We start from the raw sequence: 23,413 nt of genomic DNA, 5'->3' as shown, positions 1-23,413 counted from the left end.
GGTGGGGGTGGGGACTACGTGGTGTGAGTAACTGTCAGTAACTGTAAGTAGCGGTAGGTAACTGTCTTAATAACGTACTTTAGTAACGTACTTTTACGGTGTCGTCTAATAATAATTATAAACGGCGGTGCGGGCGCACCGCCGCGATTGTTCGCAGCTTACAGCAAATACATCAAATATTGCTATCGATGAATGAAGTCAGCTGGCCTTTTGCCAATGCGCCGACTTTTTGGGCGACGGCAACACCGTTCTTGAACAGGATGAGCGTCGGGATACCACGAATACCATGCTTCGCAGGAATGAGGGTATTGGCGTCAACATCCAATTTAGCGATCAGGATTTTGCCGTCATATTCTTTGGCGACATCTTCCAAAATCGGTGCAATCATTTTGCAAGGACCGCACCATTCGGCCCAAAAATCGACCAATACGGGTTTGTCTGATTTGAGTACATCTGCGTCAAAAGATGCGTCGGTAATGTGTTTAATGTTTTCGCTCATGGTTTCCTCGGATGGAGGGAAAAAGAATTAATGTTTGCCAAGACAACTTATCCATTCGACTTGATGGTCATCTGCGGCGGTTCCCTGTCCCTATTCTAATGAACAAGTGGGGATGCCGTACGGGACTTCAAGGTTTGCGGGTGTGGTAAGAGGTATTACGGCGGGATGTTGCGATAAATAGTAACCGATTTTAATAAAAAGAAGCGGACACGCTCTTATTTTTTAATTATTTAGACGGATTGCTCGCATAAAATGCAAAGCGCTTGTTGCAAAAGAGCTGCGTCGTACGTTTGTTGCGGCGGGGCTGACTTCTTCGCACCCCCCCCTTTTTTGAGTTTTCATGCTGAATACGCCTGCCTTGCTTACCTCCCTGTCGATTGCCCCATCGAGCGCGTTTTGGCCCGAGGCGGCCCGTGCTTTATCTAACGCTTGTCGTGAAAACGGTGGCGACAATGCGCGCGACCTGTCCGGCTGGCGCGTGATAGTGCCAGCCTTTGTGCACGCCCATTTATTTAAAGATGCTTTGGCTTGCGCCTTGCCGGGTGCATTTATACCGCCGCGTATCAATACATTGTCGGCGTTGCTGCAAACCTTGCCGCCAGCCCCCAATGCGCCAACGGCTAGCGCTGGCAGTGAACGTTTAATGCGTTTGTATTCAGAACTGCGCCAGCACGCATGGCTAAAGAAAATATTTACAGCACGTCGTAATACCGATTTGTTACCGCTGGCGCAAACGTTACTGGCGTTGTCAGATGAGTTGACGCAAGCATTGTTACCGTCGATCCGCGCTGAGACCGACATCGATCAGCGTTGGGAAGCCGCGCTGGAACAACTCACGCCCGACGCCCGTCAGTTACTGTCGGACGAGACCCAATTAGTCTGGTCGATCTGGAAAAGTCAGCTCGACGGCGATGATGCGGTTGCCCTGCGGTTCGAACAAATGCTGCAATTTGCCGAGCAGGCGAATTCACCTCTGGCATGGATCAGCTCTGTCGCGCCTGAGCCGATGGAGCGCGCCTTCTTGCAAGCCTACGCGCAGCATCAACCGGTTTTGCAGATCACGCTGGACTGGCGCGTCGAGAGCATTGCCACAGCCTTCGCCGCAGCATGGCCGGAGTTGCTCGACTCTGCACCAGAGCCAGCACCCATGCACGATTTATTCGCCGCAGCAGCATTCAACGTTACGCTCCCATCCGGCCTCGCCCTATGCCCGGCGCACAGCATCGAAGACGAAGCGGTGCAGGGTGCGCAGACCATACTCGACTGGTTACAGGCCGGTAAAACCCGGCTCGCGATTGTGGCCCAGGATCGGGTTGTCGCCCGACGCATCCGCGCCTTGCTGGAACGCGCAGAGGTCCACGTCGCCGACGAAACCGGCTGGAAACTATCGACCACCCGCGCCGCCTCGGCCATCGCCGCCTGGTTTGACGTGGTTACCCAACGTGGCGAAACCACGGCCTTGCTCGATCTGCTCAAGTCGCCGTTTGTGCTCACCGAGTTGCCGGACAAAGCAGGCCAGGTCATGGCGATCGAAATTGCGCTACGGCGCGCCAATGTTTTAGGCGAGTGGGGCAGCGTCATCCACGCGTTGGCTGCTCTGCCGGATGCGCAAAAAACGGTCTCCCTGCTAGCGCAACAAGCGACTGTATATGCGGGTCGCAAAACACTGCGCGGATGGATCAATACCGGCAGCGCATTGGAAGCCATCGGCATTGCCAGCGCGTTGAGCCGCGACCTGGCCGGTCAGCAAGTTCTGCAGATGCTGCAAAATATCGCCAGCCCGGAATTCGAGGGCGACGAAAGCAGTGACGATGCAACGCTGTTCTCCTTCCCCGAATGGCGTGCGCTGGTCAACCTGCAACTCGACGACACCAGTTTTATTAGTCCTGCAGGCGACCGCCGCGTCGTCATGCTGCCGCTCAATGGCGCACGCTTGCGACATTTCGATGCGGTGTTGCTGGTCGGCGCCGATGCCAGCCATCTTCCGTCGCAGCCGAAAGAAACACTATTCTTTGCCAATACCGTGCGGCGCGAGTTGGATCTGGCTACACGAGAAAGTCGTCAGCGCCAGCAAATGCGCGATCTGGCCGAGTTGTTGGCGATGAATCCCGAAGTAGTGCTGTCATGGCAAGCCCATCAGGACGGCGAGCCTAACCCGGTCAGCCCGTGGATAGAGCGTCTGGAGCTGACGTTGGCGCAAAATTGCGTAGCTACCTTGCCACGCCATCGTGCCAGTATCGTCGAACGGAATTTACAAGCAACGCCAGCGCTCATGCCCGCTCCGATTGCCGCCATGCTGCGTCCGGGACGTCTTTCAGCCAGTGGGTTCAACAGTTTCATCGCCTGCCCGTATCAATTTTTCGCCAAGCGCATGTTGGCGCTAGCCTCGCTTGATGAACTATCGGACATCCCAGAAAAGCGCGATTACGGCGGCTGGCTGCATCAGATTCTCCATACCTATCACGAAACCCTGCGGGACCAATCTGTCGTCAATGCACAAGACGAACGCGTCGCCATACTGATCGCTATTTCTGAGCAATTATTCGACAAAATCATCGCTAAAAATGCGGCGGCCCTCGGCTATTACGCACGCTGGAAAAAAGTCATTTCAGCCTACGTCACCTGGGCCAACGAGCGCGAAGCATCAGGTTGGCATTTTGTCTTTGGAGAGCAGGCTTACGAAAAAAATCTGCCGTTATCAAGCGGCGACATTACCCTGCATGGCCGCGTCGATCGGATTGATGAAAATGACGCCGGTGAACGCGCCGTCCTCGATTACAAATCCAGCAGCCTCTCAGCATTAAACAAAAAACTGAGCGATCACGAAGATCATCAACTCGCCTTTTATGGCCTGCTCTCAGACCTGCCGGTAGAGGCCGCGCATTACGTCGCGCTCGAAACCAGCAAGGAAAAATGCGGCGACATCAGCGCGCCCGATTATGCGCAGGCTCAGACTACATTGGAGCAACACATTCAATTCACGATGCAAGCAATATCTGACGGCGCGCCATTGCCCGCAAATGGCACAGGCTCGGTCTGCCAATACTGCGATGTACGCGGTTTATGCCGTAAAGGAGCGTGGTAATGGATGATCTGAACAATACGTCAGCGCAGGAAGACTCAGCCTTGCCGCACGCCTATCAAATGAATGGCGCGCCGGTCGCCTCGCAGATATTTATTAACGCCGCCTGCGACCCGCATCATTCGGTCGTGGTAGAAGCCTGCGCCGGTAGCGGCAAAACCTGGCTGTTAGTCGCCCGCATGTTGCGTCTGTTGTTGGCTGGCGCTGCCCCATCCGAATTGTTGGCCATTACGTTCACCCGCAAGGCCGCGCAGGAAATGCGCGAGCGCTTGCTTGAACTGTTGCACGATCTGGCATTACAGCCGGATGCAGAAGTACGCATTTTGTTGCAGGAACGCGGTATCGAGGCTAAGCATTTGACGTCAACCATGCCGCTCGCACGCGGTCTGTATGAGCGCGTTTTGTCGAGCCCGCAAAGTCTCTCCATCGATACTTTTCATAGTTGGTTTGCGCGCCTGCTACAAATTGCGCCGCTCAATTCCGGCGTGCCGCACGGCTATACGCTGACCGACAAAACGGGCGAATTGTTAGCCGACGCGTATCGGCGCTTCATGCAGTCGCTCAACGACAAAAATAATGGCGAGCTTAAACAAACGATGCTCGGTTTGTACGGCCAGGTTGGCGACGCCAATGCCCGCAAGCTGCTCAACGCTTTCGCCAACAAGCGTGCCGAATGGTGGGCTAGCAGTATGGCACCCGGTGACATCGCCACGCCACTGCAATGGCTGACCGATATGTGCGGCGCTGATGCACAAACAGACGCCCGGCTGGCGTTGTGGGATGACGCCAAACTGATCGACAGAATACACAATATTTCCTGGCTGCTAGGACACGGCACGGCGACCAATCAAAAACGCGCAACAGCGATTGAAACAGCGTTGACCTTAGGTGCCGCACTAGAAAATTTTGACGCGCTATGCCATCAATTTTTTGACGACAACGGCAAGCCTCGCGGCAACACTAAAACTAACAGTCTTAAAAAAGCGTTAGAAGACAATTTCGGCGGCGATGGTGTGAGCGTCTTCGATGACGCGTTTTTGGACATCGGTGAAGCGCTCAAATTATTACGCCGCCGTAGTGGCGAGCGCGGCGTACTGGCGCTCAATCAAGCCTTGTTCATCGTCGGCCATGCCTTTGTTGAAACCTATCAGGCGATCAAGGCCGAACAGCGCGTCTTCGATTTCGCCGATCTGGAATGGCAAGCTTATCGTTTGCTGACCAATCCCGAGACGGCCGCCTACGTACAAAGTCGGCTCGATACGCGCTACAAACATATTTTGCTCGACGAATTTCAGGACACCAATCCACTGCAATGGAGCATCGTACGCGCCTGGCTCAACGCCTATGGCGACGATGCTGCTCAACCCAGCGTGTTCGTGGTGGGCGACCCGAAACAATCGATTTATCGCTTCCGGCGCGCTGAACCACGGGTATTCGTAGCCGCCCGCGATATGCTGCAACAGCAGGGCGCAACCGTCTTGCAAGCCAATCAGACCCGTCGCAATGCCACGGCGATTATCGAGGTATTGAATGACAGTTTTTATGCGAATCCTTTATTTTCAGCCCAAACCACATTGGGTGAAGAAGGCGGTGCAGTGTGGCGTTTGCCGCTGATCCGACAGACCAAAGCCGATGCCGTAGAAATGCAGCCAGGCTTGCGCAACCCTCTTATTACTGCGCGTGAAGAATCGGAAGATGCAAGGCGTCGTGACGAAGGCGATAGCGTCGCAGAAGCCTTAAATGCAGCGCGTCAAAGAATACAGATCAAGAACGGTAACGACAGCCGCAAACTGCGCTGGTCCGATGTCATGCTGCTGGTAAAAAAGCGCACGCATCTTGGCGCTTATGAGAACGCGCTACGTAATGCAGGCATTCCATTTATGTCAGATCGACGCGGCGGTTTGCTCGAATCGCTGGAGATTTCAGACCTGATTGCGTTGCTGACATTTTTGATCACGCCCGACGACAACCGCGCTTTGGCGCATGTCTTGAAGTCGCCGATTTTTGCTGCCAGCGATGATGATTTGATCGCCTTAGCGCTGCGCACAGAGCGTGGATGGTGGCCGCGGTTGCTGGCATTGGACGCGGCTGGATTAGCGTCAACTGCCTTGCAAAGCGCAGCGCATTTGCTAGCGCATTGGCTGACACTCTCGCCGCGTTTGTCGGTCCACGATTTACTCGACGTGATGCTGCATCAAGGCCAGTTGATTGAACGTTACGCCCAAGCCGCCACGCCCATGACGCGTAGTCAGGCGATAGGCAATATCGAAGCGTTTGTCGCGCTGGCACTGAACATGGACGCCGGACGCTATCCAAGTCTGCCAAAGTTTATCGACGCCTTGCGCGTGCTGCAACGCACTGCCGAAAGCGATGCCCCGGACGAGGCCAGTATCGATGCTTCCATCGACGCCGTGCGCATACTCACCGTGCATAGCGCCAAAGGATTGGAAGCGCCGGTCGTTGTCTTGCTCGACGCCAATCACAGCGATCCGGCCCGCGACGATATCGGCATTCTGTGCGACTGGCCGCAAGACGCCGACGCACCGGTGCATTTTTCCGCATTCGGCCGCGTCGCCGAGCGCGGTGCTGCGCGGGACCGATTGTTTGCCGCCGAAGAAGGCTTTAAGGCGCAGGAAGACTGGAACTTGCTGTATGTCGCCACTACCCGTGCCAAGCAATTGCTGATCATCAGCGGCGTCGCCGGTGCGCGTAGTAGTGCTGTTGGCGGGGTGACCGAGGGCAGTTGGTATGCACGGCTTGAATGGATGCCGGAAATGCTATGGGAAGATGAAGCAGATGACGCTGTTATCAACCTTGATGTCGCGCTGGATTCAGGCTTTGTTTTGCCGATATTCGATCCAGCCCCTTTGCCATTGAAGCAGGCGCTTAGCAGTAATGTGCGTGATGAAGAGATGGCCATCAATGATGACGCCATTGAAGAAGGCATTGCCTTGCACGCCTTGTTGGAAAGACTAACGCAACACGGACACTGGCCGATCAATGTGCCAGACGTCGCCACCATCGCACGCTGGTTGCCGTGCACATCGACCTTGGCGCTGATCGTGCAACAGCAGGCCAAAACGATACTCACGCAACCGGCGCTGACACACTTTTTTGATCCCGGCTTACATCTTGCTGCGCGTAATGAAATGGAAGTGATGGCAGATGTTTTGCTGCGCTTTGATCGGGTTGTGATGTTTGAGAAGGAAGTCTGGATATTGGATTACAAGCGGCAATTGCTGGAAAGCGAACGGGCTGGATATCAGGCGCAGTTGGATGGGTACCGGGTGGCTGCTCAGCCGATCTTTGTTGGAAAGGCGCTGAGGATTGCGGTGATTACGGCGGATGGGCGGTTGTGGGAAATGGGGTGAGTGATGATGACGACCAGCGATACCTCTTCGCGCCGACACAGACGCCGTAAAAATCCCGCGGACATATTGCCAATGCCAAGCCCTGCGGCTAAGGCCGTGACTGTCAGATCTACCTCACCAGGCCCAAATTCATAACGTTGTCGCACCTCTTCAGAAAGCAGGAAAGCCGTCACTCCCGTTCCGTTCTATGCCCCTTTGGCGATTAATGGCCGCAAGATTGACCATCGTCTGAACCAATATTGAACATCATTTGAAATGGGCAATGCCGTAGCAGCCTGTCGGATCACATCACGCATTTGACCGGTGATTAAACTGCGCTATGAGCGGGTTTAAGGCTCGTCGTGCCAGGTATATCAAAGCATAGAGTCGCAACCTTACGGGCTTTGCAAAGGCTTTGCAGTGCCACTGATGCAGGATGAAGACCCGTCACCAAAAAGAGCAATTTAGCGGTTGACCGTCGCACTTCTGCGGAGGTATTGTGTCGACAGTTCCTCACAAAGGGACTCAGGTTTGACAGCCTGTTTCGTAATAAACCCGGACCGTGTCATGCGGTCTGGGCCTTAAGTTCGTCCTCTCTGGGCGGCATTGGCGGGGAAGCCTTCGGGCTTGCTGGTTTATGGTTTATTACGTCCAGTCTGTCAATCCCGCCATTTGTCGCCCACCCCGTCATCCGACGGGACTGGTCAACACCAGACTAAAGGATCGAACCGTGCCTAACACCAACGCCTCCCCTTCAAGCTCCCCTTCAGAAAACCCCGCGCATGAAAAACTCAGCGACGCCATCGACCGCGAACAGCAGATGCTGATGATGGATTGCATCGAACGCTCAGACAAGTTCGCAGGTGGTCTTGGTGTGTGTCTTGATATCTTTGAAGTCAACGAAACCTACGCCACCAACCCCGATCGCAATACCCCCGAAGCCGACGCACTAGCCATCGACACTAACGCGCGCATAAAATTAAAAGCCTTCGCTCTCGACGCCATCGCGCTATTCGGCGAACATCTGATTGAGGCCACCGCAGCCCTCGATGAACACAGCAGTACCCTACGCAAAGCCAGAAAAGCCGCCCTGAAACAAGCCACAAAAGGGTGCGAAGAGTAAGCAAAAGCATTACACCCGGAAAGTCACGCCATAAATGCTGAGACTTTATGGCTAACACTTTTGATGAGGCGTATTGACAACGTCTATACACCCAACTACACTCCGTATATCTATTGTGTATGCATCGAAAGGAGAGTGTAATGCGCGACGCTGCTATCAATCTGCGTGCTTTGCCCGAGCAGCGAGACTTGATTGATCACGCTGCAACTCTATTGGGCAAGAATCGTTCGGACTTCATGCTTGAGGCCGCTTGTGACAAAGCGCAGGCGGTGGTGCTTGATCAAGTTTTTTTCAGCCTCAATACCGACAAGTTTGAGCAGTTCACTGCAATGCTCGATGCTCCACCGCACCATAACCCGGGGCTTGAGCGCCTCATGAGCGTGACGGCTCCCTGGGTCATTGCCAAGACATGAGTTTGCAACTCAACGCACCTCAACCGCTTGCAGCGGCTCACCTTCTGAATGGATTTGAGTGCGGCGAGGCCGTTCTCGACGAGTGGCTCAAGCGCCGCGCAATGACTAACCAATTGAGCGGTGCCAGCCGTACGTTTGTAGTGGCCGATCATGAAGGCCGTGTTTATGGCTATTACGCCATGGCTGCGGGCGCGGTCATCCACCAGATGGCAACCAGTTCGGTGCGCCGGAACATGCCCGATCCAATTCCGGTGATGGTTCTGGCCCGACTCGCGGTTGACCATCGGGCCCAGGGCATCAAACTAGGCGCTTCTCTGCTACAGGACGCCGTCAACCGAGCTGTGGTGGTTTCTCAGAACACCGGTGTCAGAGCGCTGCTGGTACATGCGCTTAATGAACGGGCTAAGGCGTTCTATGAGCATTACGGATTTCAAGAGTCACCGCAGCATCCTATGACTCTGATGCTGCGCTTGACCACTGTGAAGGGATGATTGTCACGGACCTTGCCCGGCCTCTCCCGCTATCTGCGTCTGATGAGGGCGGTATCCTGATAAAAGACAGATGGACGTCATAGCAGAGAATAGGATGTCGTTTGTCGACCAGTTTTATGTTTTGGCAGGAAAAATCCATTCAGTTTAAAGCTGGTTCAAAAGCCTGCTAGCAGTTTGATTTGTCTCTGCTGACGCGACAAAACCCTCGATAGTCATCATATGGTTCTCTAGTGCGACATTCTTAGGATACTCCAGCTTGGATTCGATATTGACGGTTACCGTGCATAACCTAGGATTAGCGCCAAAGTAACTTTTATGATATCGATCATTAGTTGCCTTTTTCCGGATAATGCATTGATAGGACTTACGCAAAACCGCCCCAGCGGCGTTATCTAAAGTACTGTCTTCGTCAGTCTGCCTCGCCGGGACAATTTTGCGTAAGTCCGAATCGAATGAAGTGTGATTTTCCTCATAACAAAATTACATCGATCAAGAAACGCATTCCTTTGAAATTAAGCATAGCGATTCCTCTATTAGTCAGGGACACAGCAGTCTGACTGATCGGCACGCAGGTTTGGTTAATGCGATAGAGCCGTTTTAACTGCACTCTTGTCAACCGAAGTAAAGTTGATACAAACCGAAGTAAAAGTGCAAACAAATTGAAGGACTGTTAAAAAAATCCAGGGTTTTAGGTAGCTATTGATTGACCTCGATTTTTAGTGGGTTTATCGTGATCGCGTTCCTGTTAAGGAGCACAGTTTGAAAGTCTGATTTGGAAGCAATACAAAACACGTCATGCGGTCGGTACGCAACGTTAGTCCCTCTGGATGGCGATGGAAGCTAATACTGGCCTTGTTTCTTCACCAGTCTTTCGAGTTATTCTCTGCCCATTCTCGTTCAATAACGAGCTGGGCGTAACCGATAAAAGGATAGCCACGATGTCATCTAAACCACCCGGAGAATTAGAATCCCGGTACGACTACCTCAACTCTCTTGGGCAGTCAGATAGTCTCTCTATTGATGAGGCCCAGGCTAAATTAGTCAAACTCAATAGGGAAGTTAGTGAAGGTATTGAGGTTTGCCACAAGCTCATTAAGGACAGCGAGCGGCTACGCGCACAACATGCTCTGGCGGCAAAAGCGAGCAATGTGGTCAATTTGCATGCCGATGATGCAGCATCACTGTTACTTAGCCTCGATCAGGTTGAAGCCTTGAAGAAATTTGTCGTGTTGACAAATGGGTTGTTGGATAAATATGGGGAGCGACAAGCAGGAAAAACAGGGAAAAAAATAACGTTGAATTGAGCAGGTCGTTATTTTCGTTAATTGAAACTGTTGGTGCTTCTGTGGAGCACCAACCAGCGACAGTTTCAATATCACCGATAGGATCAATCCTCTAACTAAAACCAAAGATATTAAACGCCCCCTCAATGCCTCCCCGGCGCAGCATACTTCCGCTCCAACCGCGACACCAACGAAGCCAAACAAATCGTCATAGCAAAATACACCACCGAAATCGTAATATACGGCTCCCAATAACGCGAGTAAGCCCCCGCCACCGTGCGTGCCGCATAAGCCAGTTCCGCCAATCCAATAGCCGACACCAGCGACGAATCCTTGAGCAAAGTAATCGCCTCGTTACCCAACGGCGGCAACATCCGACGAAACGCCTGCGGCAGCACCACATAGCGCATAGTCGTCCGATAGCCCATTCCAAGGCTGGACGCAGCGTACGTCTGTCCACGGTCAATCGACTGAATCCCTGCGCGGAAAATTTCTGAAATATAAGCGCCTGCATTGAGCGACAGTGCGACCACGCCGGAAATAAACGCACCGTAGTTTTGTTTGATCGTGCGCGCCAGCTCACCGGAAATCAGTAGCCCGTTATCCTGATGGATCAGAACCGGCATGACAGCAAAATGGATTAGCAGAATTTGTACGAAGAGCGGCGTACCCCGAAAAAAAGCGACGTAAAAACTTGCTAGTGCTTTGACAACACGGAACGGCCATTTCCAAGGCCCGTGTTTCACGTCGGCGACCCGCAACATTCCCAGAAAGAGGCCAAGTAGCGTCCCGATGATGATGCTGATCAGGGCAACCTGTAGTGTCATCAAGAAACCCTGGACGAACAGCGGCGCGTAGCCTTGGATGATGCTCCAGCGAAAATCCATATTTTGTTAAGAGGAAATAATGCGAGGGGATGAATAAAAAATGCGTAACCTGCGAGGTTTGTCGTTATAAAAACAGGTCGACAATTTCTTTCAGGTAACGCATTTTGGCGCGTAAAAATGAGGCAAAAAATTATACCGTAGACATAGGTAAAGACTTAGTTTAGATGTCGGATGAGCAATTAACTATTTCTTGGTCGGGCCAAAGTACTTTTCGCTAATTTTGTCAAAACTGCCATCGGCCTTGATCTCTGCCAGTCCCTGATTTATTTTCGCCAGTAACTCCGGATTGCTTTTGCTCACAGCGATACCGTAATACTCTTTCGGAAAGTCAGCGTCCGATACCACCCGAAAGCGCGCCGTTGGATTATTGGCGATGTAGTTTTGCACCACGGCATCATCGGCGACGACGGCATCGACGCCACCGCTCTCAAGTTCCTTCAGCACCAAAGGTGTCGAGTCAAGCCGCTTGATGTTGGGATTGTTTTTACCGACCAGATTCTGTACGAGCTGATCCCCGGTGGTGGCGCTTTGGACGCCTATTTTCAGGTTTTTCAAGTCGGTGAATTTGTGCACCGTGGTGTTATTGAAGGGCACCGCAATCAATTGGCTGGCCTCAAAATAGGGCGTAGAAAAATCGACAGTCTGTTTGCGTTCATCGGTAATGGTGATGGCAGAGATAAGCAAATCACGGTCGCCCTGGGCCAGAAAATTAAAAATCCCTTCGAACGGCGTCGGTACGAATTTGACGTCTATCCCGATTTTGTCGGCCAGGACTTTCATGACTTCAATATCGAAGCCGACGACTTCTTTGTTTTCATTTTCTGACGAAAACGGCGCGTAGGCAGATTCGACGCCAACAACGTAGGCGGCATGTTTAACGGCGCTCGGTGCCGCCGTTTGTTTGATATCCGGAGTTGCGTCTTGTCGATTGCATGCGGCCAGTGTTATGAGTGTCAGTGCAACCGCGCAAGCGGGTAGATAACGGCGAAAAATGTGTTTCATGATGATCCTTAAAAAAATGTCGGCCAAGCGTGGTTTGGCCTGGCCGACTATTTACAATATGGACTGAGGTCCGGCGGGGCTATGCTTTATGAAAAATACTTCGCATAAATCTTGTCAGCCGTGCCATCGGCTTTGATATCGGCTAATCCCTTGTTGAGTTTTTCCAGCAATGGCGTGTTGCCTTTTTTTACGGCGATGCCGTAATACTCTTTTGGGAACGATGGATCGGTGACGATCTTGAAGTTTTTGCCAGCGTTGTTTTTGATGTAATTGACGACCACGCCGTTATCCCCGACGACCGCATCAACACCGCCGCCTTCTAGCTCTTGAAATGCCAATGGCATGGATTCAAAACGTTTAACGTGGGGACTATTTTTGCCAAGCAGTTGTTGCGATGCTTCGTCTCCGGTTGTGGCGCTTTGGACGCCAATTGTCAGGGTTTTCAGGTCGGCAAATTTTTCTACTATGGAGCTCAGCGGTACGGCGATTAATTGATTTGCTTCAAAGTAGGGATCGCTGAAATCCACCGTTTGTTTGCGCAGATCGGTGATCGTGATGCTAGAAATCAGAATGTCACGATCGCCTTGCGCCAGCGCATTAAAAATCCCATCGAAGGGTGTATTTTCGATTTTTATTTTTAGCCCGGCACGATCAGCGATAGCGTTGATCATGTCGATTTCAAAACCAACCGCTTGTTTTTGCTCGTTCATCGATGAGAAGGGCGCATACGCGGCGTCTGTGCCGACCACATATTCCACAGTCTGAGCTGCGGATGTTGTTGTGGCTGGCTTTGGATCGCTTTTTCCGCAAGCAACTAATGCTGCGCATAGGCAAGTCAAGGCCAGCATGGAGAGGATATTTTTTTTCATGGCGTTACTTCGCTTCATCGGCAAAATATTTACTGAATATTTTTTGATAAGTGCCATCGGCTTTGATCGCGGCTAAACCTTGATTGATTTTGGCGAGCAAGTCCGCATTGCCTTTTTTGACGGCGATACCGTAATATTCTTTCGGAAAATCCGGATCTGAGATGAAGTGAAAGCCCAGCGCAGGATTGTTTTTGACGTAATTTTTTACCGGGCCGGTATCAAGAACAACGGCATCCACGCCACCGCCTTCGAGCTCTTTCAGCGCTAGTGTTGCGGACTCTAACCGTTTGATTTTTGGATTGCTTTTTCCGAGCAGTTTTTGCACCGTTTCGTCACCCGTAGTAGCGCTTTGCACGCCGACGGTCATGGTTTTTAAATCGGTGAATTTGGTGACGGTGGAGTCTTTGGGTACAACGATTAATTGGGTAGATTCGTAATACGGTTCAGAGAAATCAACCGTTTGTTTGCGTTCCGGAGTGATCGTAATTGCGGATGCCAGCAGGTCGCGATCGCCTTGTGCGAGGAAATTGAAAATACCTTCAAAAGGGGTATTGACGAACCTCACTTTGAAACCTTCTTTGTCGGCGATGGCATGCATAAGATCGACGTCGAAGCCAACGATTTCTTTTTGCTCGTTTTGGAATTCAAATGGTGCAAAAGTTGCCTCGGCACCAACGATGTATTCAGTTGGCGCTGGTGCGGCGGCGGTGTTGGCTTCCTTGTTTTCTTGCTTACCGCATGCTGTCAACAGGACAACGCTAGACGCAATGCAGAGTAACGTTTTCGATAATTTTTTCATCACAATTTCCTTTAAATCCACTATTCACGGGGTGTTGGCTATTTTAAAGTGTGGACTGAAAAAGGGATAAATAAAATCAGTGAATTTTGGCTATTTTCTGAGTGCTTTTATTTAATTGTGAAAATCATCACAAAAAAGGCTTCATGCGGTTGAGTGAGTCGGTAGCTTTGCGTGACGCCGCTGCCAGAAGGGGTGATCGCACCAACGCGTTTCTTCTGCATACCAGGAATCCAGATGATTAGCATAGGCGGCATGAATGTCATTTAACTCAGCGCGATAGCTTGTTAATGCCATGACATCGCCACCCAAATACTGGTATACGCTGTGAGCAGCAGTCAAACCTGTATAGAGCGCATTAAACAAACCTTGAGAAGACAATGGATCGAAAGCGAGCGCGGCATCACCGATAGCGAGCCAATTTTTTCCGACAGGGGAGTCTAAGTGCGTGCTGTGCGCTGCACAAAAGCCATATTGTTGCTCGGCGACAAAGCCATAGTCACGCAGTTGCTGCTGTAACCACGGCATAGTGTTAAGTCGTTGTAATAATGCTTCTCGGTTATGTGCACTTTTGGCTTGGGGCAAATCTGCGTCTGTATAAAACGACACAATACGGCCATTATCGGGTAGTGGAGAGGTGTACCACCAACCGCCAGCTTCGGCCTGAAGTTCGCTGCTGCCGCCACTGTTTTTAGCGCCACTGTCCTGCGAGTCGTGCCCATAGACCCAGCCGCAGACTAATTTATCCTGGATTTCGCGTTTGCTTCCTAGCTGTTTGGCAATAGTCGCATTGCGGCCACTGGCGTCGACTAAGAAGCGGGTGATGAACGTTACTGGCTTGCCGTGAAAGGTCAGCGTGACGTGCCATTTGACGCCATCGTCAGCTTGTCGCAATCCAATTAATTTAGTCTTGCTCAGTAAGGTCGCGCCTCGATGTTGTGCGGTTTTTTGTAGCCAGCGATCAAACATCACCCGATCCAAAAACCAGCCATGTCCATCCAGATTACGCATGGCGTCTTGTTCGTTGACGGTGTCATTACCCCACACGCTGCGGTGTAAGTGGCAAGGTCGATGCTGCTGTGCCTGAAATTGCTCCCACAATCCCATATCTTTGAGTAAGTTGCCTGCGGCCGCAGGTAACGATTCACCGATACGTAAACCGGGCGCTGGCTGAGTTTCCATCGCTGGCGGATTGTTATCGAGCAGCACGACTTTATAAAACGCGGCCAGATTGAGCGCAAAAGCGGAGCCCGCAGGCCCCGCGCCACATACTACGACATCTGTTTCTATACAGGGGATGGCTGTCACTCCGGATCGCCGAGTGAAAATCCCCCCACCTTTTCTATTACCTCTGCCGATTCAGTACCGGTATAGATAGAGGGATTGAATGGATGATGGGCTCTTTTAGCCGCCTCCTCAGCCGGACTGATCATGTCCTCAATCGGAAGATGCTGATCTTCCACTTCGATCCGGTGCGGAAAAATCGGTGGAATATCTTTAGGACCGGGATGGACTTCCACGACACCTAAATGATCAAAATGATGCACCATATTATTCATTTCCTCAGTGCCATTGGTATTGCCCAAAGGGGCATCCCAGGACGCCCGATTAGCAAAGGCGGCCAGCCTTCCGCTGAGCGGTTTTTTCATGTCCATGACAATGGCATAGTTTTCTTTGGTCAAGACCTGATTCGGTACCCGTGCCGGCCAGAAGCTAGGAAGGTAAGGGTCATAACTCGGATCATAGCCAGAGCGGCAACTGGCAGTATCGGTTTGCCATGGCACGGCCATCCAGCGCGTAATGCCACCGGCTTGCTGACCATATAAGGGACCATTTCGCATCGTCATATTGCTGCTGTTGAGAACGGCGCCGATGGTGGGTGCGATCCAGCCAACCGGAGCGTGTTTAAAGCGGAACGGCGCCATGTACATGGTTTTTGTACGTACCGGCCACGTCATTTCACAACCCGGATGGAACGCATCAGCAAGGCAAAAATCAAGCGCGGCCTTCGTCAGCGCATCGCCTTGCTGTGCCAGCGGAACGTGTTCAATCCGATCCGGTGCGACGACCGTCGGATCATAGTCCTCAATAAAGTTACCAAGTGCCCACTCTTTTAACATCGCCAGCTGGGTTGCGCTGAGTGAGGAGTTTTGACGTGGAGAATCAGGGATCTCAACCGCATCGCCATACAGCCATGGCCACGGTTTCGGTGAGGTTGAATCAATCGCATAATTACGGAACTGATTAGAAATAGTACGACGCAGATCTGCGTAGGCGGCATCGGCACTCGATAATCGTGCCAACGCTTCTGGGCTGTGCAGGTCGATTGCTCCCTTCCAGCCAAAGCCGGCAGCGAAACCGGCGTTGACCCATTGCAAACCTGTCAGTCGTTCAAATAACGGCAAAATATCCTGCGTAAAACCAGGCTGTAGTGGCATTGGTAATGTGCCGGCCGTAATGGCGACGTCACGCATCAAATCCCACATGGTGCGCACCGATTTTCTTTGCGGGCCATAGTTTGGTGGCCCCACAATGACCCAGGCCGGATCGACTAGCAGCGCTTGTCCTTCATACGTGACATCCGCGCTGATCGGACCATCAGAGGTATCGTCATACCAGCCCTCATTGTTGGCAAAAGTGATGGCGCGACTATGATCGTAGGAGGCGGAGACGCCATGTCCGCCGAGCACAATGAGATGACCTTCGGGGTCGGTAAATGCTTCGCCCAGATAGACGGATTTTTCCATGAACTCACCGTTGAAACATTTCGGATCCGCATTTCTCCCCGTCACGGTTTGCGCCGGAGGCGTGATTGCTAATCGCTTACGATCAGCAATCTCTGCATTGCGCAGCGTCGTCGGCGGGGCCGTAGCCGCCTCGGGAATGTCGAGCGCTAATTGGAAGCTGTACCACTCGGCCTTGGTATTGGCTAATTGCACATGCCAGTTAATTGTTGCGTTGTCAGCGGTCAACTCCTTAATGATGTCGCCTTTAGCATTGACGCCATAGACCCGAAACTTTGCGGCCTGACGCTTGAGTCTTTTTTCTTGATCGCGGTAGTAGCCGGGCGCTTCCACCGGTGGATTAGGCACCTCGGGACCAATAAACCATTGCTTTGGGCTGGAACCGACTCTGGCCACGCCAATGGACGGGTAAATGACCGCTTTGACGATGCACGTATCCGGATGCAGAGATGTCGCTGATACTTTGCCGTCTGGTAAAACGGATAGTCCGCCTGATATCGTTCGTGGCTTACTCGGGTCCTGTAAACCCTGTCCATTCGCTTCATGGCGCTTATTCGCACCGGCGGCGTACGCCATTTTCCGGGCTTCAGCGATCGAACCCACTGGTGTTTGTGCCACCGGCACACGCCAGATATTGAAAGCTAGCCCTTGTCCGTATTCGGCCTGACCTCGCATTTCAATATCTTGTTGCGGCACGATCAGGGTCGCTACATGAATAAACGGGCTTTCCAATTCCGACCATTCCACCGTTGCCTCGTCCAACGGCATCCCATCGTTGGCACGCCGCTGCACCATAAAATTAAATTTGTATTCTTTTTTCTTGAGACGCCGATTCATGTCCTGCGCCAAATAGTCTCCCGCTTCATTGGGCACGTTCTCGGGTGCTGTTACGGGGTCCAGACGAAATTTGACGTAACGGCCTTCACCAGATTGAAACGGCAAAATTGCCCAGTAAGTACTGGTCAGCACACTGCCTTCGACTTTTTCCATTTTATTGAGAATGTCCGCAGTCTTTGGATGCGTTTTCAAATACGATGGGTAATCTTTCTTGACCACGCCAGCGTAGGTGAACTCGACCATTTCTTTGGCGTTATTGACAAAAAATACGGGGTAATTCTGCATAATAAAGTCAGCAGTATCACCGTCGTCGCCCAGCGCTTTTGGTCCTGGCACGCCAAATAACTTAATCCCAATGCCAATAGTCGATGCCAGATCGGGCGATGTAGGTTGCGTGTCGCTGGAAAAGCGTACCCACGCTTGCAGGCTTTCGTGGGCAAATACGCCGACCTTTAGATCTTCTGGAATGGTTTTCTCCATCACCAGACGAGCCGAAGCTACGCCATGTAATTTACGAAATACGGAACGTTCGGCGGGGCGTTGTCCTAGCTTTATTCTATTTTCCTGACCCATATCCACAAACATTTCAGTGAGCCGTTCTGGCGCCTGATCTGCCTTGTCAAAGCATGTTGGAATTGGTGCGCTCTGTTCATCGCTCATGGAGTTCTTTCTGGTGGGTACTTAGCTGGACTGGTTTGGACGGATGTTGTTTTTTTTATGGCGATCCGAGCCTACGGTGCCTGATGCCCACAGGGAAGTAACGTTACGGTAACAAACATGTAAACAATGTGTAGTGCACGCGGGGCTGAGCTTGCGCGCATGGCGTGAGTGCGGCTGTTAAGAGGGGAGCGCAGAGGCGGTAAAGCGAACGTTTTACCGATATATGGGTATCGAACATCTTCAGGCTGCGTTAGCCCAATACCGCAAACGCCTCCGAGAGCGACAAAATCTCGCCGGTCGCGCTGCCATCGTAGCCCGCCAGTTGATTGACAACTGCGCGGAAGGCGTCGGACTGGATTGTTGCAATGACTTGCTGCATTAACGGCTCTTGCATGGCCGCTTTTGAGAGTGCAAAGAAATAGCGCTCACGCACCAAGGGGATGAATTCCAGGCCAAACCGTTCGGCAGCCGTTTGCACCCCAAAGCCCACGTCAGCCATGCCGCTGGCGATAAACGCGGCCACCGCAGAGTGGGTGAACTCGGTGTTTTCAAATCCTTCGATGGTGTGTTGCGCAACGCCAGATTCAGTGAGCAGCATCTCCAGCAGTAACCGGGTGCCAGAGCCGGTCTGGCGATTGACGAATATCACGCCGTCGCCAACCAGATCGGTGAGCGTTTGAATATTTTTTGGATTGCCGGGTGCGACCATTAACCCTTGTTTGCGCATCGCCAGATGAATCAGGCAGTGCGTATTTTTATTCAGCCAGCGGGTGTAGAGGGCAACGATGGGATCTTCAAATTCGCCAAAAGGTACGTGAAAACCGGCCAGATCACACTCGCCGCGGGACAGTGCGGAGACGGCGTCGGTGCTGTTGCGATAGCGCAGATCAAGCGGTAAATGCATGGCATTTAATTGGTTGAGCAAGGCTGCCACCGCAAAACCGTGGCTGGCGTTGAGGCGAATCGTTTTGGCGCTGCCTGCGACGGTTTTGCTCAGTTCGCCTTCCAGCTCAGAGGCCAACGTCTCCAGCGTCGGCGATAAACGCGCGGCGATACGGCGGTCGGCCCAGATTAATTTCTCGGCAAGCGGTGTCAAGACGCTGCCGCGACCACGCTCGGTGAGCACTAGCGGATGACCGAATAGTTGTTCGGCTACACGCAACAATCCCCACACATGGCGGTATGACTGGTGTGTTTCTTTTGCAGCGCTGGCGATGGAGCCGGTGGCTCTGATGGCGGTCAGTAGCGTGAGCAGCGCTGCTGTGTCAAGCGCATCGCTGGCATCCTGACCAATTTCCCAGTGGGGTTTGATGATGACTTTGTACATGATTGCCCCATTTTTAATCATTAAATATGCAAAATTTTACCTATTGTAGATTACTAATCTACATGGTACTTTGTTCGGTGAATAGCAAATGTCAAAGAACATGCATTATTCACATAGTATATAAATACAATGAAAGCCTTATAAAATATATGTAATTAAATACATATAGTGAAAAACTCAAAAAGGTGGGGACAATGGATTTTCTAGCAAAAGAACGGACGATCGCCAAAGCCGGATTTAACCGCTGGCTGGTTCCTCCGGCAGCACTGGCAATACATCTATGTATCGGCATGGCGTACGGATTTTCGGTGTTCTGGTTGCCTTTGTCGAAGGCGATTGGGATTAAAGAGGCGCTTGCATGCAGTAAAGATATGGGTTTTTTTGCAGAGATATTCGCCAGCAATTGCGATTGGAAGATCTCGATGCTGGGTTGGATTTTTACGATGTTTTTTGTCATTCTCGGCACCTCAGCAGCAGTCTGGGGCCGCTGGCTTGAGCATGTCGGTCCGCGTAAAGCTGGCTTTGTCTCAGCCCTGTGCTGGTGCGGCGGTTTGCTCATTTCTGCGCTTGGAGTCTATACCCATCAAATCTGGTTAATGTGGCTGGGCTCCGGCGTCATTGGCGGGATCGGTCTGGGCCTGGGTTATATCTCACCCGTATCGACACTGATTAAATGGTTTCCGGATCGGCGCGGGATGGCGACCGGCATGGCGATCATGGGTTTTGGTGGCGGTGCACTGATTGGTAGCCCGTTGGCGTTTAAGTTGATGCAGCATTTTGCGAGTCCAACCGAAGTCGGCGTCTGGCAGACGTTTGTGGTGTTGGCGCTGGTGTATTTCGTCTTCATGATGGCAGGCGCATTTGGCTATCGGATTCCGCCAACGGGCTGGAAGCCAGCTGGCTGGACCCCGCCTGCTGCGGCGAGTAACAGCATGATTACGCAAAAACATGTGCACGTCAGCAAGATCTGGGGCATTCCGCAATTCTGGTTGGTGTGGCTGGTGTTGTGTCTGAATGTGTCGGCCGGGATCGGCGTCATCGGGATGGCTTCGCCTATGCTGCAAGAAGTGTTTGGCGGTCGTTTATTGGGTGTGGCGACCAAGTTCACTGAGTTGTCAGTGGAGCAAAAGGCTGCGATTGCTGCCATTGCAGCGGGCTTCACCGGCTTGATCAGTCTGTTCAATATCGGTGGTCGTTTCGTGTGGGCGTCTTGTTCGGATTTTCTGGGTCGTAAAAATACTTATACGGTGTTTTTTGTACTCGGTTTTATCTTGTTCGTGAGTCTGCCGTGGTCTGGTGCGGCTGGCAGCATGGCACTGTTCGTGTCCGCGGTATGTTTGATTCTGTCGATGTACGGCGGTGGTTTTGCGACGGCACCGGCGTATCTGGCCGATTTGTTCGGCACGCAGATGGTGGGTGCGATTCATGGTCGTTTGCTCACTGCCTGGGCGACAGCCGGGATTCTGGGGCCGGTTGTGGTCAACTACATGCGAGAGTATCAGTTGTCGCTAGGCGTACCGAGAGAGTCGGTCTACAACACCACGATGGTCATTTTGGCCGGTATGTTGGTGGTGGGTCTGGTGTGCAATTTGTTGATCAAGCCGGTGGCGGCAAAGTATTTCATGACCTCAGAAGAACTGGCCCATGAGCAACATCTGGCGCACGAAAAAACAGCGACCAATAACATTGCCGCACCATCGGCTACTGATTTCAGCTTGATTGGTACTGGCGGAAATCCAGCGGTGTTGTTGCTTTCCTGGGCGGCGGTTGGACTACCGTTGATTTGGGGCATCACTGTGACATTGCAAAAAGCGGTTGTGCTTTTTAAGTAAGAAATAGTGGGTTAGCGCCCCCCACCAGGGCGCTATTTTTTCTTGGCAGGAGGTTGGTTTGAGTACGCAAAGTATTACGCAAAAGACATTTATGTTGCATCAGGTAAAGCCAGATACCGGTGTTAAAGTGCCATCCAAAGTGGCCATAAAACCTGAAACTTCAGCAGAAAACAAGGCACAGGTTGCGGCCATCATCGTCGAACTAAAAACCATGCCCGGTGCCATGCTGCCGATCTTGCATGCGATTCAGGAGGCGGTCGGTTATGTGCCGTCCGATATCGTGCCGCTCATTGCCGAGCAACTCAACGTCTCGCGCGCCGAAGTGCATGGCGTCATCAGCTACTACCATCATTTTCGTCAACATCCTGCTGGTAAACACGTCGTGCAAATTTGCCGCGCTGAAGCCTGTCAGGCGCGTGGCTCAGAACACCTCGAAGCGCACGCCAAGCAAGCCTTGGGCTGCGATTATCACGGCACTACCAGCGATCAACAATTCACGCTGGAGCCGGTGTACTGCCTTGGCCAGTGTGCCTCCGGTCCGAATATCATGATCGGTGACGATATTTATGCCCGCGTGAGCACGGATAAATTCAATCGCCTGCTGCAAGCCAGAAGAGGTGCGTAATGATGACTAATATGACGACCCCGATCACTATTTACGTCCCGCGTGACTCTACCGCCATTGCGCTAGGCGCTAATCAAGTCGCTGACGCCATCGTAGCCGTTGCACTGCTACGCGGGATTGCGATCAAGCTCATCCGCAACGGTTCACGCGGCATGTTTTGGCTCGAGCCGCTGGTAGAAATCGCAACCGCCGAAGGCCGCATCGGTTACGGCCCGGTTGAACCAGAAGATGTCGCCGCCTTGTTCGATGCGGGCTTTCAGAATGGCGGCAAACATACGCTGGCCTTGGGTCTGGTCGATCAAATCCCGTATTTGCAAAAGCAGGAGCGGCTGACCTTTGCTCGCGTCGGTATTACCGACCCGGTATCGCTCGATGACTATGTGGCGCACGAAGGCTACGCTGGTTTGGCGCGTGCTTTGACGATGACGCCAGAAGCGGTGGTGCAAGAGGTGTTCGATTCTGGTCTGCGCGGACGCGGCGGTGCGGCTTTCCCGACCGGGATCAAATGGAAGACGGTTGCCAACGCTACGCCGGGACAAAAGTACATCGTTTGTAACGCTGACGAAGGCGACTCCGGCACATTTTCAGACCGCATGGTGATGGAGGACGATCCTTTCGTATTGATCGAAGGGATGACGATTGCCGCGCTGGCAGTGGGGGCCACGAAGGGTTACATCTATGTGCGTTCCGAATATCCGCATGCCATTGTTGCCTTGAATGAAGCGATAGTCGTGGCCAATGCTCGCGGTTATCTCGGTGCAAATATCTGCGACTCTGGCAAAACTTTTTATCTCGAAGTTCGCAAGGGCGCTGGCTCCTACGTCTGCGGTGAAGAAACAGCGCTGCTAGAAAGCCTGGAAGGCAAGCGCGGCATGGTGCGCGCCAAGCCGCCATTGCCTGCGTTGGAAGGTCTGTTCGGCAAGCCGACGGTGATTAACAACGTTATTTCGCTGGCCTCGGTGCCGATTATTCTGGCGCGCGGCGGTGCGTTTTATAAGAACTACGGTATTGGCCGTTCGGCTGGAACCTTGCCGATGCAGTTGGCGGGGAATATTAAATTTGGCGGCCTGGTGGAGAAAGCCTTTGGCGTCACGTTGCGCGAATTGCTGTTTGATTTTGGTGGCGGCACAGCCAGCGGTCGCGTGATCCGTGCGGTGCAAGTGGGCGGACCGTTGGGGCCGTATTTGCCGGAAGCGTTATTCGATACCAAAGTCGATTATGAGAGTTTCAGTGCCGTTGGCGGCACGGTCGGACATGGCGGCATTGTGGTCTTTGACGACACCGTGGATATGGCGAAACAGGCCCGTTATGCGATGGAATTTTGCGCAACGGAATCCTGCGGAAAATGCACGCCATGCCGGATCGGTTCGACCCGTGGTGTGGAAGTGATCGACAAAATTGTCGCCGGATCAAGCGGCGGCTACGATCAACCGAAGCAAGTCAATTTGCTGCGCGATTTGTGCGACACCATGATTAATGGCTCGTTGTGTGCCATGGGAAATATGACGCCGTTACCGGTGTTGTCGGCGTTGAATAATTTCCCTGAGGATTTTGGTATTGAAGCAGATCAAGAAGCACCTCAGCCCTTATAAA

17 protein-coding genes are annotated in these 23,413 nt (G+C 52.4%); 9 read left to right on the top strand and 8 right to left on the bottom strand.

The genetic code is table 11. The features are described from left to right. Positions 1–172: 172 nt before the first annotated feature. The gene (trxA, locus tag ACVBEF_RS10115; protein WP_447123814.1) at positions 173–499 is read right to left on the bottom strand and encodes a thioredoxin TrxA; all 327 of its coding nucleotides are present in this window, start codon (positions 497–499) and stop codon (positions 173–175) included. Between the two features lie 340 nt (positions 500–839). Between trxA and ACVBEF_RS10110 the strand changes: the two genes are divergently transcribed. From ACVBEF_RS10110 to ACVBEF_RS10085, 6 genes are all read left to right on the top strand, one after another. Further along, entirely contained in the window at positions 840–3,584 is a 2,745-nt protein-coding gene (locus ACVBEF_RS10110) for a PD-(D/E)XK nuclease family protein (protein WP_447123813.1), read from the top strand. Then, a complete protein-coding gene (locus ACVBEF_RS10105; protein ID WP_447123812.1) occupies positions 3,584–6,952 on the top strand; it encodes a UvrD-helicase domain-containing protein in 3,369 nt (1,122 codons plus the stop codon). The genes ACVBEF_RS10110 and ACVBEF_RS10105 overlap by 1 nt, the downstream gene beginning before the upstream one ends. A 709-nt stretch (positions 6,953–7,661) precedes the next feature. Then, positions 7,662–8,054 carry a hypothetical protein gene (locus ACVBEF_RS10100; protein ID WP_447123811.1) on the top strand — a complete coding sequence of 131 codons (393 nt, stop codon included), beginning with the start codon at positions 7,662–7,664 and terminating at the stop codon, positions 8,052–8,054. A gap of 140 nt (positions 8,055–8,194) precedes the next feature. After that, positions 8,195–8,467, top strand: a complete 273-nt coding sequence (locus ACVBEF_RS10095; protein ID WP_447123810.1) for a type II toxin-antitoxin system TacA family antitoxin — start codon at positions 8,195–8,197, stop codon at positions 8,465–8,467. Next, positions 8,464–8,958, top strand: coding sequence for a GNAT family N-acetyltransferase (locus tag ACVBEF_RS10090; RefSeq protein WP_447123809.1), 495 nt, complete (start codon positions 8,464–8,466; stop codon positions 8,956–8,958). Before ACVBEF_RS10095 ends, ACVBEF_RS10090 begins: the two co-directional genes overlap by 4 nt. 833 nt (positions 8,959–9,791) lie before the next feature. After that, entirely contained in the window at positions 9,792–10,262 is a 471-nt protein-coding gene (locus ACVBEF_RS10085; RefSeq protein ID WP_447123808.1) for a hypothetical protein, read from the top strand. A 122-nt stretch (positions 10,263–10,384) separates the two neighbouring features. On the opposite strand, the gene ACVBEF_RS10080 is transcribed toward ACVBEF_RS10085, so the two are convergent. The 7 genes from ACVBEF_RS10080 to ACVBEF_RS10050 all read right to left on the bottom strand — a co-directional run bounded on the left by ACVBEF_RS10080 (position 10,385) and on the right by ACVBEF_RS10050 (position 19,363). After that, positions 10,385–11,128, bottom strand: coding sequence for an amino acid ABC transporter permease (locus tag ACVBEF_RS10080; RefSeq protein WP_447123807.1), 744 nt, complete (start codon positions 11,126–11,128; stop codon positions 10,385–10,387). 183 nt (positions 11,129–11,311) lie between these two features. Then, positions 11,312–12,130 carry a basic amino acid ABC transporter substrate-binding protein gene (locus ACVBEF_RS10075; protein WP_447123806.1) on the bottom strand — a complete coding sequence of 273 codons (819 nt, stop codon included), beginning with the start codon at positions 12,128–12,130 and terminating at the stop codon, positions 11,312–11,314. A gap of 86 nt (positions 12,131–12,216) precedes the next feature. Continuing rightward, entirely contained in the window at positions 12,217–12,999 is a 783-nt protein-coding gene (locus ACVBEF_RS10070) for a transporter substrate-binding domain-containing protein (protein ID WP_447123805.1), read from the bottom strand. Between the two features lie 4 nt (positions 13,000–13,003). Beyond that, a complete protein-coding gene (locus tag ACVBEF_RS10065) occupies positions 13,004–13,798 on the bottom strand; it encodes a basic amino acid ABC transporter substrate-binding protein (protein ID WP_447123804.1) in 795 nt (264 codons plus the stop codon). Between the two features lie 141 nt (positions 13,799–13,939). After that, positions 13,940–15,103, bottom strand: coding sequence for an NAD(P)/FAD-dependent oxidoreductase (locus ACVBEF_RS10060; RefSeq protein WP_447123803.1), 1,164 nt, complete (start codon positions 15,101–15,103; stop codon positions 13,940–13,942). Further along, positions 15,100–18,036 (bottom strand): LodA/GoxA family CTQ-dependent oxidase, encoded by a 2,937-nt coding sequence (locus tag ACVBEF_RS10055; RefSeq protein WP_447123802.1) that lies wholly within the window; start codon positions 18,034–18,036, stop codon positions 15,100–15,102. The genes ACVBEF_RS10060 and ACVBEF_RS10055 overlap by 4 nt, the downstream gene beginning before the upstream one ends. 250 nt (positions 18,037–18,286) lie before the next feature. Further along, positions 18,287–19,363, bottom strand: coding sequence for a substrate-binding domain-containing protein (locus ACVBEF_RS10050; RefSeq protein WP_447123801.1), 1,077 nt, complete (start codon positions 19,361–19,363; stop codon positions 18,287–18,289). 194 nt (positions 19,364–19,557) lie between these two features. Here ACVBEF_RS10050 and ACVBEF_RS10045 point away from each other — a divergent pair, with 194 nt between their 5' ends. From ACVBEF_RS10045 to ACVBEF_RS10035, 3 genes are read left to right on the top strand one after another with little or no spacing between them, the layout of a single operon-like run. After that, complete coding sequence (locus ACVBEF_RS10045; protein WP_447123800.1) at positions 19,558–21,195, top strand: OFA family MFS transporter; 1,638 nt, start codon at positions 19,558–19,560, stop codon at positions 21,193–21,195. 58 nt (positions 21,196–21,253) lie between these two features. After that, positions 21,254–21,820: a formate dehydrogenase subunit gamma gene (locus ACVBEF_RS10040; protein WP_447123799.1), complete on the top strand. Its 567-nt coding sequence runs from the start codon at positions 21,254–21,256 to the stop codon at positions 21,818–21,820. After that, positions 21,820–23,412, top strand: a complete 1,593-nt coding sequence (locus ACVBEF_RS10035) for a formate dehydrogenase beta subunit (protein WP_447123798.1) — start codon at positions 21,820–21,822, stop codon at positions 23,410–23,412. The genes ACVBEF_RS10040 and ACVBEF_RS10035 overlap by 1 nt, the downstream gene beginning before the upstream one ends. Position 23,413 lies beyond the last annotated feature (1 nt).

The organism is Glaciimonas sp. GG7, assembly GCF_052976905.1.
Note: the sequence above shows the minus strand (reverse complement) of the source record. Positions and strands in the feature narration are given on the sequence as shown.